The organism is Streptomyces sp. CNH189 (assembly GCF_000527195.1).
Genome location: NZ_AZUS01000012.1, coordinates 48,903 through 63,305, shown reverse-complemented (window position 1 = coordinate 63,305; position 14,403 = coordinate 48,903). Strand labels below are relative to the sequence as shown.

At 72.2% G+C, this 14,403-nt stretch carries 16 protein-coding genes; 7 read left to right on the top strand and 9 right to left on the bottom strand.

Annotated elements, in window-relative coordinates; all coding sequences use genetic code 11:
- Positions 1 to 258: 258 nt before the first annotated feature.
- Entirely contained in the window at positions 259 to 1,341 is a 1,083-nt protein-coding gene (locus B100_RS0117680) for an aspartate-semialdehyde dehydrogenase (protein ID WP_024885760.1), read from the bottom strand.
- On the bottom strand, positions 1,341 to 2,618 hold the full coding sequence (locus B100_RS0117675; RefSeq protein ID WP_024885759.1) for an aspartate kinase: 1,278 nt from the start codon (positions 2,616 to 2,618) through the stop codon (positions 1,341 to 1,343). Before B100_RS0117675 ends, B100_RS0117680 begins: the two co-directional genes overlap by 1 nt.
- Before the next feature lie 680 nt (positions 2,619 to 3,298).
- Between B100_RS0117675 and B100_RS34865 the strand changes: the two genes are divergently transcribed.
- Together B100_RS34865 and B100_RS0117665 are read left to right on the top strand one after the other, a co-directional pair.
- Positions 3,299 to 3,772 carry a hypothetical protein gene (locus tag B100_RS34865; RefSeq protein ID WP_024885758.1) on the top strand — a complete coding sequence of 158 codons (474 nt, stop codon included), beginning with the start codon at positions 3,299 to 3,301 and terminating at the stop codon, positions 3,770 to 3,772.
- Between the two features lie 83 nt (positions 3,773 to 3,855).
- Positions 3,856 to 4,128, top strand: a complete 273-nt coding sequence (locus B100_RS0117665) for a hypothetical protein (RefSeq protein WP_024885757.1) — start codon at positions 3,856 to 3,858, stop codon at positions 4,126 to 4,128.
- Between the two features lie 44 nt (positions 4,129 to 4,172).
- Here B100_RS0117665 and B100_RS0117660 read toward each other — a convergent pair whose 3' ends face one another.
- The 3 genes from B100_RS0117660 to B100_RS0117650 form a co-directional block, all read right to left on the bottom strand.
- Positions 4,173 to 4,832, bottom strand: a complete 660-nt coding sequence (locus tag B100_RS0117660) for a DUF5063 domain-containing protein (RefSeq protein ID WP_024885756.1) — start codon at positions 4,830 to 4,832, stop codon at positions 4,173 to 4,175.
- Positions 4,825 to 5,424, bottom strand: a complete 600-nt coding sequence (gene recR, locus B100_RS0117655; RefSeq protein WP_024885755.1) for a recombination mediator RecR — start codon at positions 5,422 to 5,424, stop codon at positions 4,825 to 4,827. Before recR ends, B100_RS0117660 begins: the two co-directional genes overlap by 8 nt.
- A gap of 103 nt (positions 5,425 to 5,527) precedes the next feature.
- Positions 5,528 to 5,869: a YbaB/EbfC family nucleoid-associated protein gene (locus B100_RS0117650; RefSeq protein ID WP_024885754.1), complete on the bottom strand. Its 342-nt coding sequence runs from the start codon at positions 5,867 to 5,869 to the stop codon at positions 5,528 to 5,530.
- Positions 5,870 to 6,161: 292 nt separating this feature from the next.
- Between B100_RS0117650 and B100_RS0117645 the strand changes: the two genes are divergently transcribed.
- Both B100_RS0117645 and B100_RS36500 read left to right on the top strand, forming a co-directional pair.
- Positions 6,162 to 6,908, top strand: a complete 747-nt coding sequence (locus B100_RS0117645; RefSeq protein ID WP_024885753.1) for an SLATT domain-containing protein — start codon at positions 6,162 to 6,164, stop codon at positions 6,906 to 6,908.
- Positions 6,909 to 7,210: 302 nt separating this feature from the next.
- A complete protein-coding gene (locus B100_RS36500) occupies positions 7,211 to 7,810 on the top strand; it encodes a hypothetical protein (protein ID WP_158686729.1) in 600 nt (199 codons plus the stop codon).
- A 36-nt stretch (positions 7,811 to 7,846) separates the two neighbouring features.
- Here the strand turns inward: B100_RS36500 and B100_RS0117635 are convergent, their stop codons facing one another.
- The 3 genes from B100_RS0117635 to B100_RS0117625 form a co-directional block, all read right to left on the bottom strand.
- Entirely contained in the window at positions 7,847 to 9,718 is a 1,872-nt protein-coding gene (locus B100_RS0117635) for a serine/threonine-protein kinase (RefSeq protein WP_024885751.1), read from the bottom strand.
- Positions 9,719 to 9,796: 78 nt separating this feature from the next.
- Positions 9,797 to 10,267: a MarR family transcriptional regulator gene (locus tag B100_RS0117630; RefSeq protein ID WP_024885750.1), complete on the bottom strand. Its 471-nt coding sequence runs from the start codon at positions 10,265 to 10,267 to the stop codon at positions 9,797 to 9,799.
- Positions 10,264 to 10,869 (bottom strand): DJ-1/PfpI family protein, encoded by a 606-nt coding sequence (locus B100_RS0117625; protein ID WP_024885749.1) that lies wholly within the window; start codon positions 10,867 to 10,869, stop codon positions 10,264 to 10,266. The genes B100_RS0117630 and B100_RS0117625 overlap by 4 nt, the downstream gene beginning before the upstream one ends.
- Before the next feature lie 207 nt (positions 10,870 to 11,076).
- Between B100_RS0117625 and B100_RS0117620 the strand changes: the two genes are divergently transcribed.
- From B100_RS0117620 to B100_RS0117610, 3 genes are all read left to right on the top strand, one after another.
- Positions 11,077 to 12,432: an aspartate aminotransferase family protein gene (locus tag B100_RS0117620; RefSeq protein WP_024885748.1), complete on the top strand. Its 1,356-nt coding sequence runs from the start codon at positions 11,077 to 11,079 to the stop codon at positions 12,430 to 12,432.
- A gap of 152 nt (positions 12,433 to 12,584) precedes the next feature.
- Positions 12,585 to 13,358, top strand: coding sequence for a GntR family transcriptional regulator (locus tag B100_RS0117615; protein ID WP_024885747.1), 774 nt, complete (start codon positions 12,585 to 12,587; stop codon positions 13,356 to 13,358).
- Positions 13,359 to 13,437: 79 nt separating this feature from the next.
- The gene (locus B100_RS0117610; RefSeq protein ID WP_024885746.1) at positions 13,438 to 14,088 is read left to right on the top strand and encodes a hypothetical protein; all 651 of its coding nucleotides are present in this window, start codon (positions 13,438 to 13,440) and stop codon (positions 14,086 to 14,088) included.
- A gap of 9 nt (positions 14,089 to 14,097) precedes the next feature.
- Here the strand turns inward: B100_RS0117610 and B100_RS0117605 are convergent, their stop codons facing one another.
- Positions 14,098 to 14,388 (bottom strand): hypothetical protein, encoded by a 291-nt coding sequence (locus B100_RS0117605; protein ID WP_024885745.1) that lies wholly within the window; start codon positions 14,386 to 14,388, stop codon positions 14,098 to 14,100.
- Between the last annotated feature and the right edge of the window lie 15 nt (positions 14,389 to 14,403).

Genomic DNA, 14,403 nt, shown 5'->3' with positions numbered 1-14,403 from the left:
CACGCCCGGTTCCAGACGTCCCCGCGTCTGGGAAGCAGCGTCCCCACGCCCCGGATAAGGGTGACCGCAAAGACGCTCCCCGCCCTCCGCTCGGTTGCGGCTGGCGGGGAGGTGAAACCTCGTCTGCAATCCTCGGCCCAGGAAGTTGCATGTTCAAGTGGTCCAGACCGAAGAACCGGTCCACAAGATCCTCACAGATCCTACAAATGAATCCTCTGTGATCCAGAACTTTTACCGGCCGGGGGTATGGGCCCGGTGCTAGGCCGCCGACCGCTCCGCGGCCACCAGTTCGGCGATCTGCGCGGTGTTGAGCGCGGCGCCCTTGCGCAGGTTGTCCCCGCACACGAACAGCTCCAGCGCCGTCGGGTCGTCCAGGGTCCGGCGCACCCGGCCGACCCAGGTCGGGTCGGTACCGACGACGTCGGCGGGGGTGGGGAACTCGCCCGCGGCCGGGTTGTCGAAGAGGACCACGCCGGGGGCGGTCGCGAGAATCTCACGGGCCTTGTCGACGGTGACCTCGCTCTCGAAGCGGGCGTGCACGGTGAGGGAGTGCACGGTGACCACGGGGACGCGGACGCAGGTGACCGCGACGGGGAGGGAGGGCAGGCCGAGGATCTTGCGGGACTCGTCCCGCACCTTCATCTCCTCCGACGACCAGCCGTCCTCCCGCAGCGAACCGGCCCACGGTACGACGTTCAGCGCGACCGGCTCCGGGAACGGCCCGGTGTTGTCCCCCACGACCCGCCGCACGTCGCCCGGGTTGGTGCCGAGGTCGGTGCCGGCCACCAGGGACAGCTGTTCGCGCAGGGTCCGCACGCCGGCCTGACCGGCCCCGCTGACCGCCTGGTACGAGGAGACGACCAGCTCGCGCAGGCCGAACTCGGCGTGCAGCGCGCCCATCGCGACGATCATGGACAGGGTGGTGCAGTTGGGGTTGGCGACGATGCCGCGCGGGCGGCTCCGCACCGCGTGCGGGTTGACCTCGGGGACGACCAGCGGCACGTCCGGGTCCATGCGGAAGGCGCCGGAGTTGTCGACGACCACGGCGCCGCGGGCGGCGGCGACGGGCGCCCACTCGGCGGAGACCTCGTCGGGCACGTCGAACATCGCGACGTCGACCCCGTCGAAGGCGTCCTCGGTGAGCGCCACCACCTCGACCTCCTCGCCGCGCACGGCCAGCTTGCGGCCGGCCGAGCGCGGGGAGGCGATGAGCCTGATCTCGCCCCAGACGTCCGCGCGCTGGGACAGGATCTGGAGCATGACCGTACCGACGGCCCCGGTCGCTCCCACGACCGCGAGCGTCGGCCGCCCGGAACGTCCGGGTCCTGCGGTGCCGGTCATCAGCGGCCGGTGCCTCCGTAGACCACGGCCTCGTCACTGTCGGAGTCCAGGCCGAAGGCGCTGTGCACGGCGCGCACGGCCTCCGGCACGTCGTCCTTGCGGGTGACGACCGAGATGCGGATCTCGGAGGTCGAGATCAGCTCGATGTTCACGCCGGCGTCGCTGAGCGCCGTGAAGAAGTCGGCCGTGACACCGGGATTGGTCTTCATGCCCGCGCCGACGAGGGAGATCTTGCCGATCTGGTCGTCGTAGCGCAGGGAGTCGAAGCCGATGGTGCCCTTGTTCTTCTCCAGGGCGTCGATGGCCTTGCGGCCCTCGGTCTTCGGCAGGGTGAAGGAGATGTCCGTCAGGCCCGTGGACGCGGCGGACACGTTCTGCACGACCATGTCGATGTTGATCTCGGCGTCCGCGATCGTGCGGAAGATCGACGCGGCCTCGCCGGGCTTGTCGGGCACGCCGACGACCGTGACCTTGGCCTCGGAGGTGTCGTGCGCGACACCGGAGATGAGAGCCTGCTCCACCTGCTTGTCCCCTTGCTCGATCGGCTCGCTGCTGACCCACGTGCCCTGCAGTCCGCTGAAGGACGAGCGGACGTGGATCGGGATGTTGTACCGGCGGGCGTACTCCACGCAGCGGTGGAGCAGCACCTTGGAGCCGGAGGCGGCCAGTTCGAGCATGTCCTCGAACGAGATCCAGTCGATCTTCTTGGCCTTCTTCACCACGCGCGGGTCGGCGGTGAACACACCGTCGACGTCCGTGTAGATCTCGCACACCTCGGCCTCGAGCGCGGCGGCGAGGGCGACGGCGGTGGTGTCGGAGCCGCCGCGGCCGAGCGTGGTGATGTCCTTGGTGTCCTGGCTGACGCCCTGGAACCCGGCGACGATGGCGATGTTGCCCTCGTCCACCGAGGCCTTGATCCGGCCCGGTGTGACATCGATGATGCGGGCTTTGTTGTGGACCGAGTCGGTGATGACACCTGCCTGGCTGCCGGTGAAGCTCTGGGCGTTGTGGCCCAGGTTCTTGATCGCCATGGCCAGCAGGGCCATGGAGATCCGCTCCCCGGCGGTCAGCAGCATGTCGAGCTCGCGGCCGGCAGGGATCGGGGAAACCTGCTCGGCGAGATCGATCAGCTCGTCCGTCGTGTCGCCCATCGCGGAAACCACGGCGACCACCTGGTGGCCGTTCTTCTTGGCTTCCACGATCCGCTTGGCGACGCGCTTGATGCCTTCGGCATCGGCTACGGAGGAGCCTCCGTACTTCTGCACGACAAGGCCCACGTGCGCTCCTCGCTCAGTCCGTCGTTGTCCACAGTCCGCCCACAGATGTGCGCGCTGCGGTCCGCTCAGTCTATCGACGTCCGAAATTCCCCCCTCCGCGATATCGCATGGTGAGACATCGGACGCTCGCGAAGGGCTCATGCCCAGCCGCAGCCCAGCCACTCGAAAAGTGCCCCGCGTCACACTCGACGCGGCGGTTTTCAGTCGGCGAGACCTTCGAGGGGCCGGGGGGACGGGTGTCCAGGCTGACGCCCACGGGCTCGGGAAGTCCGACCACGCCGGACGGGCCGGAACGTGTCGGACGCAACCGCCACCGCCCGTGTTCCGCTCCGGTTTCTCTCAAGCTCCGGGACGACCTGCGGAAGCGCGGGGAAATCGAGGGGCCGTCGACAAACCCCGGACGTTGAATTCAAAACTGAATTACCTGATCCCGCGGACAGGCGAACAAAAACAGCCATTGGCGGGATGATCATCCACCGTGTTACATTCCTGCCGCGTCGAACACCTGGCCTGACCAGCCGGGTTGGACGCCGGAACCGCCGTCACGAAGTGACGTGGCGGTCGGAGGGGACATTAATCGGGGGAAGAAGTCCGCGGGGGGACCATTTCGGTTTCCACGCCAGTCCAGGTCGCCCTTTTGGGCTTCCTCCCCTTGTGATTGAACACAAGGGAGATCGTACATGACCCGCACTACTCTGCGTCTGGCCGCTGTTTCGGCCGTTGCCGTCCTGACGGTCGGGGCGGGCGCGAGCCTGGCGCAGGCCGCGGAAGCCACCGCCTCGGCCCCCGCGGCGGTTTCGTCCGCGCCGGCACTCACCGCGGCCCAGGCCCGGGCGCTCCTCGCCGACCCGGCCGTCTCCGCCGGACTGAACGCCCGGGACACCACGTCCCTGCGTGCCGTGGCCGACGGAACGGCCACCGAGGTGCAGGCCCGAGGGGCCGTCGGCGGTGCCGCCAAGGCCCTGTTCAACCTGCTGAAGAAGCACGGCGGCAAGGTGTACAGCGGCGCGGTCAAGGCCGCCAAGTCGAACTGCGGCAAGTTCCGTTCGTACATGGACGGCCTGCCCTGGTACCACCCGGTCCGCATCGCGTGGGTCGCGGCCGGCGCCGAGGCCCAGTACCAGCTGTACACGTACATCCGCAGCCTCGTCTGAGACACCGGGACTCGTCGCGTGGGGGTGGTGCGCCGTGCCGGGGGGACGGCGCACCACCCCGCGCGGCGGAAGGAGACACATCGATGAGCGACGTCGAAGCCCCGCGGGCGCTGCGACACCTGTGGGCCTCTCCCGCGCTGTTCGTCCTGGCGGCGTTCGTCGCGTTCAACGTGGTGGGCAGCCGTGAGGCGGGATGGGCGCTGATGGCCGGAGGGCTGTCGGGGCCGCTCGTCGCGCTCGGGTGGCAGACGGTACGGCGGGAACGGCCGGAGACGGCGTTCGTCGTCGTACCGCTGGGGCTGCTGGTGCTGATGTCCGTGCTGTTCGGGCTCAACGAAGGGCCGCCCTGGGGCTGACGGGGCGCGGCGCGGACGTCGAGGACCGCGGCCTCGCAGGCCCCTCAGCTGACGGGACGCACGCCCAGGGGGGTGCCGATCTCCTCGGCCATGACCTTGCCCGCCTCGAACTCGAGGGTGTCGTCGCCGATGCCCTGGTCGGTGTCGAGGCCGTCGAGCTCGGCCAGGGGCTGGTTCAGGCGGACGTGCGCGACGACCGACTGCAGGGCGCGCAGCGCCGCCGACGCCGTGGAGCCCCAGTTGGAGAAGTAGGAGAACTGCCACCACCACAGCGCCTCCGACGTACGGCCGGCGCGGTAGTGGGCCATGCCGTGGCGCAGGTCGGTGATGACGTCGGTGAGGTCGTCGGAGATGCGGGCCGGGACCGGGGCCTTGCGGGGCTCGTAGGGGTCGAAGACCTCGGAGTAGACGTCGATCGGCTCCAGGAGCCGGGCGAGGTTCTCGCGGAGTTCGTCGACGTCGGCCTCGGGGCCCATGTCGGGCTCGTAGCGCTCGTCGGGGACGATGTCCTCGTGGGCGCCCAGGCGACCGCCGGCCAGGAGCAGCTGGGAGACCTCCAGGAGGAGGAACGGCACTGCCGAGTCCGGCTCGTCGCCCTTCGCGACCACGGTGACGGCGACCAGGAAACTCTCGATCTGATCGGCGATCTGTACCGCGAAGTCGTCCGGGTTCTGGTGCGTCGCGTGCAGCGTGGCGTCAGACATCTAGGAGTCGTCTCCCCTCGAAGGCGCGGCCGAGGGTCACCTCGTCCGCGTATTCCAGGTCGCCGCCCACCGGGAGGCCGCTGGCCAGGCGGGTGACCTTCAGGCCCATGGGCTTGATCATGCGGGCGAGGTACGTGGCCGTGGCCTCGCCCTCGAGATTGGGGTCCGTGGCGAGGATCAGCTCGGTCACCGTGCCGTCCGCCAGCCGGGCCAGGAGTTCCCGTATGCGCAGATCGTCGGGGCCGACCCCGTCGATCGGGCTGATCGCGCCGCCCAGCACGTGGTAGCGGCCCCGGAACTCACGGGTGCGCTCGATGGCCACGACGTCCTTGGGCTCCTCCACGACGCAGATGACCGCGGGGTCGCGGCGGGTGTCGCGGCAGATGGTGCACTGCTCCTCCTGCGCGACGTTCCCGCAGGTCGCGCAGAAGCGGACCTTCGCCTTGACCTCCATCAGCGCGTGCGCCAGACGCCGTACGTCCGTGGGCTCCGCCTGCAGGATGTGGAAGGCGATCCGCTGCGCGCTCTTGGGACCGACGCCGGGCAGCCGCCCCAGCTCGTCGATGAGGTCCTGGACCACGCCTTCGTACAACGGACTGCCGTCCTTCCTGGTGTTCCTTCACTACGTACGGTAGAGGCCCGCGGCCCCGCTTAGAAGCCCCGAAGGCCCGCGAGGCCCCGGCCGGTGACCTCGCTCAGAAGGGGAGACCGGGGATGCCGCCCCCGCCGAGCCCCTGGGCGAGCGGGCCGAGCTTCTGCTGCTGCAGCGTCTGGGCGTTCTCGTTGGCCGCCTGGACCGCCGCGACGACCAGGTCCGCGAGGGTCTCGGTGTCCTCCGGGTCCACCGCCTTCGGGTCGATCTTCAGCGACCGCAGTTCGCCGGATCCGGTGACGGTCGCCTTGACCAGACCGCCGCCGGCCTGGCCCTCGACCTCCGTCCTGGCCAGTTCCTCCTGGGCCTTGGCCAGGTCCTGCTGCATCTTCTGGGCCTGCTGGAGCAGCTGCTGCATGTTGGGCTGGCCACCACCGGGGATCACGATTCAGCTCCTAGGTCGGTCCGTCGGTCCGGGTGCGAGGGGACGCACCGCTCGGCACGAGCCTACGTGGTCGGGACAGCCGTCGCCCCGGCACTCTTTCGGGTGAGTCCCTTCGGGGGCCCTATACCTGATCACGGCCCCCTTCCGGGCGTAAAAGGACGCGAACCCCCGACGCGCCCACCCGTTGGGCGGTAGGAAAGGCCCGGCGCGCGAGCACCACGCGTGACCGGCCGAGCGCGCACGGTGCGTGGGCGCGGGGCCGGCCAGGTCGGTTCAGGAGGGGAGATACCGGGTGGTTCAGCCGGAGATGCAGCCCGAGGGTCGGCCACACGACGGGCGGGGCGACGGCGCGGCCGGACCGTGGCCCGGCGACCCCGGCGGTCGGGCGTTCCCGCTCGGGGACTGGGGTGAGCCGGCCGTGCGGCTGGACGAGCTGTACCGGTGGGTGGAGCGCGGGGCGCTGGACACGGCCGCCTGGTACCTGGCGGACCGGGCGTGGAAGCGGCGCTGTGCGTGGGCGCTGCGGGCCGGCACCGCGCTGGGCGGGCTGACCGGGGCCGCGCTGCCGCTGCTGGATCTGACCGGCGCGGCGGACGGTGTCACTCCGTGGGGGTACCTGGCGCTGCTGCTCGCCGTGGCCTGTGTGGCGGGCGACCGGTTCTTCGGGATGACGTCCGGCTGGATGCGGGACGTGGCGACCGTGCAGGCCGTGCACCGGCGGCTGCAGGCGTTCCAGTTCGACTGGGCGTCGGAGTGTGTCCGTGAGGTGCTGGGCCCCGCGGAGGGTACGGCCGGTGAGGCGGCGGAGCGCTGTCTGACGGTGTTGCGGCGCTTCACGGAGGACGTGACGGAGCTGGTCCGGGTCGAGACCGCCGACTGGATGATGGAGTTCCGCAGCGGGGGCGCGCCGCTGGGGGTGCGGACGGCGCTGGCCGGCGCGGGGCGGCCGGAGGGTGCCGTTCCGGCCGGGCGTTTCCCGTCCCCGCCGAACGGTGCCCGGCCGAACATGCCGCGCCAGCGGCCGCCGGAGGCCCGCTGAGGGCTCCGCCGGGGTGGGGCACGGTGTGTTGTTCGCACGGTGCGTGGATTCGCGCCGGTGCGGGTGCGGGGCGGAGGGTGTTCGCGCGGCCCGGCGCTTCCGGGGTGCCGCCGCACCCACCCGCGCCGCCCTGGGGGGCACCTCCCAGGCCCTCAACCGCCCCCGCCCCGCCGCCGCAAGCAGGCCTGAGCCCGGGGGAACCACCCCTTCCTCGAACGCGTCTTCGAGATCTGACCGGCGCCCCCTGTGCGTACGTGACAGGGGGCTCCGTACACGACGACGTGACGACTGGGACGGTGTGCGTGAGCGACAGAACGAAGCATGTGGGATGGGTGGCCGCGGGACTGCTGGTGGCGGCCGCGGGTCTCACGGGCTGCTCGAGCGAGGACGGCCCCGCGACCGACGCCAAGGCGACGACGAGCAACTCGGCGTCCCCGCAGTCCCCCTCGGCGTCCGCCCCCGCGTCCTCGTCCGCCGCGGACCGGTCCTCGCCGGAGGCGACGGTCGCCGCGTGGGTCACCGCTGTCGTCAAGGGCGAGGTGAAGCAGGCGTGCCTGCTGATGGGCGAGGAGGGCCCGCCGCCCACCACCGGTTCCGAGGAGACCTGCGCCGACGACTCGGCGCAGGGCAAGCGCGTCCAGAAGAGCATCGGCGCGTTCCAGGAATCGTTCACCCCCGCCTCCGGGTCGGAGAACCCGAGCGTGGAGGTCACCGGGGCACCGGCCGACGGTGACAAGGCGCGCTACTCCGCCGACGAGATCACGATCGACGGCCGGACCCTGGAGGACGTCATCCTGTCCAACTCCACCGGCTTGGAGAAGGGCCAGCTCAAGGTGGGTATCCAGTCGTCGAAGCTCGACGACGGGTGGTACGTGACCGACATGGACTTCGACATCGGCTGACCGTGCGGTGCGCCGCGGCCCGGGCGCTCGCGACGGTCAGTCGCGGGTGTACGTCAGCTGTTCGCCCGTGCCGCTGCTCACACGGCGCAGGGAGCCGTCGGGGAGCAGGGTGATCTCGCTGGAGGAGCCGGGCGTGCAGGCGCCCGGCTCGCCGACGGTGACGGTGGACGGGCCGATCCGCAGCCGGCCGTCGGAGGCGCCGGTGAGAGGCGCCTCGAAGACGCAGTGGTAGGAGCCGCTGCCGGTGGGCCCGTCGGCCACCAGGGACATCACCGTGTCGCCGACCTCGCCCTGCTGGACGGTGAGCCGGCGGGTGTGGTGCCCGCCGTCGTTGTCGATGGTGGTGGACCAGCGGCCCAGGAAGTCCGTGGGGACCGTCCCGTCCTCCGGGTCGTCGCCGCTCGGCTCCCCGCTCCCGGACGGCCGGCCGTCGTCGGTGGTCGCCGGGCCGCCGGTGCTCGGCCGCTCGCCGTCCGGTGCCGCCGGCGTCGTCGGGTCGCCGCCCGCGCGGTGGTCGCCCTCGGTGCCGCTCATCAGCGCGTACACGGTGCCGCCCGCGGCGAGCGCCACGATCAGCGCGATCACCACGAGGAGCGCGGTGGACCGGCCGTCCCGGCGCGGGTCGTGCGGCGGACCGTACGGCTGCGGGTGCCCGGTGAAGGGCGGCGGCCCGTACGGCGGGGTCCCGCCCGGGCCGTGGCCGCCGTACGGATGGCCGTACGGGGGCGGCTGGGGGTGCGGCTGCGGGTGGCCGTACGCGCCGCCCGGCGCCGGTCCCGGGGGCGGGGCGGGGTGGCCCGGGCCGACCACGACCGTGGGCAGGTGGTTCACGCCGGGCTGTCCCGGCGGAGGCGGCACGGAGGCGTCGGGCGGCGGTACGGCGGAGTCGTCGGCGGCGCGGGCGTGCTCGGGCGTGGTACCGGGCGGCCCGGGAAGAGCGGGCGCCCGCACACCCCCCGGCTCCCCCGGCCCCGCACCGGCCGGCGCCTCCGGGTCCTCCGCGTCGAGGAGCCGTACCGCGTGGCGGCCGAGCTGGGCGACCAGGGCGCTGGGCAGCCACGGGTCGCGGGAGCGGCCGTCGGCGACGGTGTCCTCCGCGCCGGTGCGGGCCAGCACCTCGTCGAGCGTGGGCCGTGCGGCCGGGTCCTTGCGCAGGCACGCCCGGACCAGTTCGGCGAGCCCCTCGGGCACCTGCTCCAGGTCCGGTTCCTCCTGGGCGATGCGGAACATCAGGGCGTGCACCCCGCTGTTGGCGGTGCCGAAGGGAAGCACCCCGGTGGCCGCGTAGGCGAGGACCGAGCCGAGACAGAAGACGTCGCAGGCGGACGTGACGCGGTCGCCGCGCACCTGCTCGGGCGCCATGAAGCCGGGCGAGCCGACGAGCGCCCCGGTGCGGGTGAGCCCGCCGTCGGTCACGGTCTCCAGCGCACGGGCGATGCCGAAGTCGATGACCCGCGGCCCGTCGATGGTGACCAGCACGTTGGACGGCTTGAGGTCACGGTGGACGATCCCCGCCGCGTGGATGTCCTTCAGGGCGTACGCGAGTCCGGCGGCGAGGATGCGCACCGACCGCTCGGGCAGCGCCCCGTGGTCGTGTCCCACCACCTGCTGGAGGCTCGGCCCGGCGACGTACCCGGTGGCCACCCACGGCACGGCCGCCTCGGTGTCGGCGTCCAGCACCGGTGCCGTCCAGTCGCCGCCGACCTGCCGGGCGGCCCGCACCTCCTGGCGGAAGCGGGCGCGGAACTCCTCCTGCCGGGCCAGCTCCTCGCGGACCAGTTTCACGGCGACCGTGCGTCCCCGGTCGGACCGGGCGAGATAGACCTGGCCCATGCCGCCGGCGCCCAGCCGTGCCAGCAGCCGGTAGGCCCCGATCTGGCGCGGATCCCCGATCCCGAGCTTGTCCATCGCTGCGCCGCCTTCCCCCCGCAGTGAGCAACGGATCGAGGATAGTGGCGGTGCGGTGCCCGGTGAGCTGGGCGACCTCTACGGTTCCGTAACAGGCGGGCCGAGGGCGTCGAGCACCTCGGACAGGCGTTCCAGCGCGCGCACCGCCTCCATGAGCCCCTCCTGTCCGTACGCCTCCTCGAAGGCGCGCGCGAGCCGCCCCGCGTACGCCGCGTGCCCGGGGCCGATCCGGCGGACGGCCGAGCGGCCCTCCTCGGTCGGGGCGAGGAGTTTGGCGCGGCGGTGGGCGGGGTTGGGCCGGTACTCGGCGAGGCCACGCTCCACCAGCAGGTCGGCGACGCGCTGCACGCTCTGCCGGGTGATGCCCATGGCCCGGGCGATCCCGGACACCGGCAGCGGTTCGCCGAGCACCGCGCCCAGCACCTGCCACCAGGCGGCGGTGAGCCCGGCGGGGCGGGCCAGTTCCTCGGCGACCGCGAGGAACTGGCCGTTCAGCCGGAACGTGCCGAGCGCGCCCCGGCTGAGCAGGTCCTGTTCCTCCCGGCTCACCGGCCCGCCGCCCGCGTCCACTCGGCGAACGCGGCCGGGTCGGAGTCGTGGAACAGCCGGTACCAGGCGTCGACGGCCTTGTCCTCGTAGGCGCCGAGCAGCGTGAGGATCTCGCGGGCGAAGGCGACCGGTTCGGTCGGTCCCGCGGTGACGAGGTCGCCGTCGGTGACGGCGTCGGCCTCGACGTACCGGTCCGCGCCCGCGTAGCCGGTCGCCGCGAGGTAGGGGGCGGCGGCGCTGGTGTGGGCGCGGTCGTCGAGCAGGCCCTCGCGGGCGAGTCCGGCGGTGGCTCCGCAGATCGCGGCGACCGGGACGCCCGCGTCGAGGAAGGCGCGGGCGGTGCGGGCGGCGGGGGCGAGGTCGTCACCCTCGTCCCAGGCGGCGGCGCCGGGGAGGATCAGCAGGGAGCTGTCCTCGGGGCGCAGCTGCTCCAGCGCGAGGTCGGGCAGGGCGCGGAGGCCGCCCATGCTGGTGACGGGCCGTCCGCCGGGGGTGGCGGTGCGGACCTCGCGGCCCGCGAGGGCGAGGTGCGCGGTGGCGTGACCGGTCTCCCAGTCGGCCCAGGTGTCGTAGAGGGCGAGATGCACGGGCTTGCGGGTCATGACCGCTCCCTGGAGTCGGTGGCTCTTGTGAACCTCTGCCGAACTATGACAACAGCCTGTCATAATGACAGGAGGCTGTCAATAGCTCGTGCGGGGGCACCCGCCAGGGTCACCGCCCCCCTTGTCGACAACCTGTCGCGGAAAGCCGCCGACCGCAGACAGGCCGCCGATGTCGCTCCCCCGCCGGTCCCCCCTACCCTCGGGCGCATGACCCCTCAGCCCAACCCCGAGGCCGGTGCGGCCGTCAAGGCCGCCGACCGTGCGCACGTGTTCCACTCCTGGTCCGCGCAGGAGCTCATCGACCCGCTCGCCGTCGCCGGGGCGGAGGGGTCGTACTTCTGGGACTACGACGGCCGCCGCTACCTCGACTTCACCAGCGGCCTCGTCTACACCAACATCGGCTACCAGCACCCCAAGGTCGTCGCCGCGATCCAGGAGCAGGCGGCGAGGATGACGACGTTCGCGCCCGCGTTCGCGATCGAGGCGCGTTCGGAGGCGGCCCGGCTGATCGCGGAACGCACCCCGGGCGACCTGGACAAGATCTTCTTCACCAACGGCGGCGCCGACGCCGTGGAGCACGCCCTGCGCATGGCCCGGCTGCACACCGGCCGGCCCAAGGTCCTCTCCGCGTACCGCTCGTACCACGGCGGCACCCAGCAGGCCGTGAACGTCACCGGCGACCCGCGCCGCTGGGCCTCCGACAGCGCCACCGCCGGGGTCGTGCACTTCTGGGCGCCGTTCCTGTACCGCTCGCGCTTCTACGCCGAGACCGAGGAGCAGGAGTGCGCGCGGGCACTGGAGCACCTGGAGACGACGATCGCCTTCGAGGGGCCCTCGACGATCGCCGCGATCGTCCTGGAGACCATTCCGGGCACCGCCGGCATCATGCCGCCCCCGCCCGGCTACCTCGCCGGGGTCCGCGCACTGTGCGACACGTACGGCATCGTCATGGTGCTGGACGAGGTGATGGCCGGGTTCGGCCGCACCGGCACGTGGTTCGCGGCCGACCTGTACGACGTCGTGCCCGACCTGATGACCTTCGCCAAGGGCGTGAACTCCGGCTACGTGCCGCTGGGCGGTGTCGCCATCTCCCCCGCGATCGCCGACACCTTCGGCACCCGCCCCTACCCGGGCGGCCTGACCTACTCCGGGCACCCGCTGGCCTGCGCCGCCGCCGTCGCGACGATCAACGTGATGGAGGAGGAGGGCGTCGTCGACAACGCCGCCTCCCTCGGCGCGTCCGTCGTCGGCCCCGCCCTGCGGGAGCTGGCCGAACGCCACCCGAGCGTGGGCGAGGTGCGCGGCACCGGCATGTTCTGGGCTCTGGAGCTGGTGCGCGACCGGGAGACCCGGGAGCCGCTGGTGCCGTACAACGCGTCCGGTGAGGCCAACGCCCCGATGGCCGCCTTCGCCGCCGCCGCGAAGAAGGCCGGCCTCTGGCCGTTCGTGAACATGAACCGCACCCACGTGGTGCCGCCGCTCAACACGAGCGAGGCGGAGCTGAAGGAGGGGCTGACGGCCCTGGACACGGCTCTCGCCGTGGCCGACGAACACGTGAGGTGACCGGCTGAGTCACCGGCCTTCCAACGGGCGCGAGGGGGTCTCCCCTCGCGCCCGTTCGAACATCCGGCGCCGCGCCTGAACCGCGTAAGGTGGCCTGCCCGTGGACTTTTGCGAGCACGCCACTCGAACGCGATGAGGGAGACGCCCCGACCATGCCCCGCCTCAGCGGCAACGTCGCCGTGACCCGCAGCACCCTGCGGCAGCAGATCGCCGACGCGCTCCGTGACGAGGTGCTGGCCGGGCGGCTCCAGCCGGGGCAGGAGTTCACCGTCAAGGAGATCGCCGACCAGTACGGCGTGTCCGCGACGCCCGTGCGGGAGGCACTGGTCGACCTGTCGGCGCAGGGCCTGCTCGACGCCGACCAGCACCGTGGCTTCCGGGTGCACGAGTACTCCGCCGACGACTTCCGCGGCATGATCGAGGCGCGCAGCCTGGTGACCGAGGGGATGTTCCACGCCCTGGTCCACGACGACCTGCCGCATCTCAGGCCGGGAGAGCCCCGGCTGGCCGCGCTGCTCGCCGGGGTGCGCAGGCGCGGCGAGGAGGCCCGGCGCGCGGCCCAGGCCGGCGAGGTCACCGTGCTGATCGGCTACGACCTGCGGTTCTGGCGCGAACTGGCGTCCGCGTTCGGCAATCCGTACCTCACCGACTTCCTGCACCGGCTGCGCGTGCAGATGTGGGTGTACGTGGTGCAGCACCTGCGGAAGCTGCCCGACTCGCGGGGGCGGCTGTGGGCGGAGCACACCGAGCTGGTCGACGCCCTGTCCCGCCGCGACATCGACGCCGCCCGCGTGATCCTGGAGGCGTACACCGCGTACTCCCTCTCCCTCGTCGAGGGGCTGACGGCCGACGCGGTGGGTAAGGGACCCGTACGACGGCCCGCACGGCAGGATCCGCCCGCACGGGACGCCGATACGCTTCCCTGACCACGTCCCGATCCCGTCCCGACCCCGTCCCGGACCCGGACGTCCCACCCGACGACCGCGCGAAGCGAGGAGTCCTCTTTTGGCCTGTGACCTGTGGCTGGTACCGCTCGTCGACGTGTTGTGCCACACGCCCGACAACCCCTTCGCCGAGGAACTCGCGCAGTACAATTCGGTCCTCGCCGACGCGGGACTCCCGCCGGTGCCGGTGTACCAGTACATGCCGGGTCTGACCGGCGAGGTGGCCCCGGTCGCCGGATTCGACTACGACGCCCTGCACTTCCTGCGGCGCGTGTACCTGCTCCAGGTCTGCGGCCTCCCGGTCACCCCGGTCGACGAACTGGGCGGCGACTACGAGCAGTTGCTGGAGATGTTCGAGTCCACGGCCCAGCAGTCCCACCTGGTCTGGCACTACGACCACGCCGGCGCCTACGTGCCCGTCGACTTCCCGAGCCCTCTGTCCAGCGACGAACTCCTCGCGGGCGGCGGCCCCTTGGGTTCCTCGCACGCGCTGCTGCGGGAACTGGAGCTGGTCGCCCCGTCCATCGGCATCGACCCGGGAAACCCGCCGGCCGCGCCCGAACCGCCGGGGGCCCCGACCGAGCTGGAGGAGCCGGCCGTGCCCGCGCCGTACGACCCCAGCCCCTTCGCCCGCGAGCGGCACGTGTGGCTGGGCCTGCACGCGGCGGCGACGCGGAGCCTCGCCCAGGGCTCGATGATCGTCTTCAGCTGAGCGTCACCGTCACCGCAGTTCGGAGAGCCCCTTCCGCAGGTCCTCGGCGTTCATCACCGGGGTCATCTCGACCTCGGCGTCGAACAGCGAGAAGAACGGCTCACCGGTGGGCGGGATCTGTGAGCTGTCCTCGAGGTCGAGGACCAGCAGGCAGGTCCGGCGGCCGCCGAGCGGACCGAAGTAGGCGGCCTCGGGCTGGAGCCGCTCCATGGTCTCCTTCATCAGCTCGGGCATCTTCCCGTTGCGGATGACCTCGTTCGCCTTCTCCGTGTCCAGCGTCGCCTTGAGCATCACGCGCATCGCACTCACCCTCTT

What these genes read in the sequence shown, in the direction of transcription:
- B100_RS0117680 (WP_024885760.1), bottom strand. Translation starts at nt 1,341, where the DNA reads ATGACCGGCACCGCAGGACCCGGACGTTCCGGGCGGCCGACGCTCGCG.
- B100_RS34865 (WP_024885758.1), top strand. Translation starts at nt 3,299, where the DNA reads ATGACCCGCACTACTCTGCGTCTGGCCGCTGTTTCGGCCGTTGCCGTC.
- B100_RS0117665 (WP_024885757.1), top strand. Translation starts at nt 3,856, where the DNA reads ATGAGCGACGTCGAAGCCCCGCGGGCGCTGCGACACCTGTGGGCCTCT.
- B100_RS0117660 (WP_024885756.1), bottom strand. Translation starts at nt 4,832, where the DNA reads ATGTCTGACGCCACGCTGCACGCGACGCACCAGAACCCGGACGACTTC.
- B100_RS0117635 (WP_024885751.1), bottom strand. Translation starts at nt 9,718, where the DNA reads ATGGACAAGCTCGGGATCGGGGATCCGCGCCAGATCGGGGCCTACCGG.
- B100_RS0117625 (WP_024885749.1), bottom strand. Translation starts at nt 10,869, where the DNA reads ATGACCCGCAAGCCCGTGCATCTCGCCCTCTACGACACCTGGGCCGAC.
- B100_RS0117620 (WP_024885748.1), top strand. Translation starts at nt 11,077, where the DNA reads ATGACCCCTCAGCCCAACCCCGAGGCCGGTGCGGCCGTCAAGGCCGCC.
- B100_RS0117615 (WP_024885747.1), top strand. Translation starts at nt 12,585, where the DNA reads ATGCCCCGCCTCAGCGGCAACGTCGCCGTGACCCGCAGCACCCTGCGG.
- B100_RS0117605 (WP_024885745.1), bottom strand. Translation starts at nt 14,388, where the DNA reads ATGCGCGTGATGCTCAAGGCGACGCTGGACACGGAGAAGGCGAACGAG.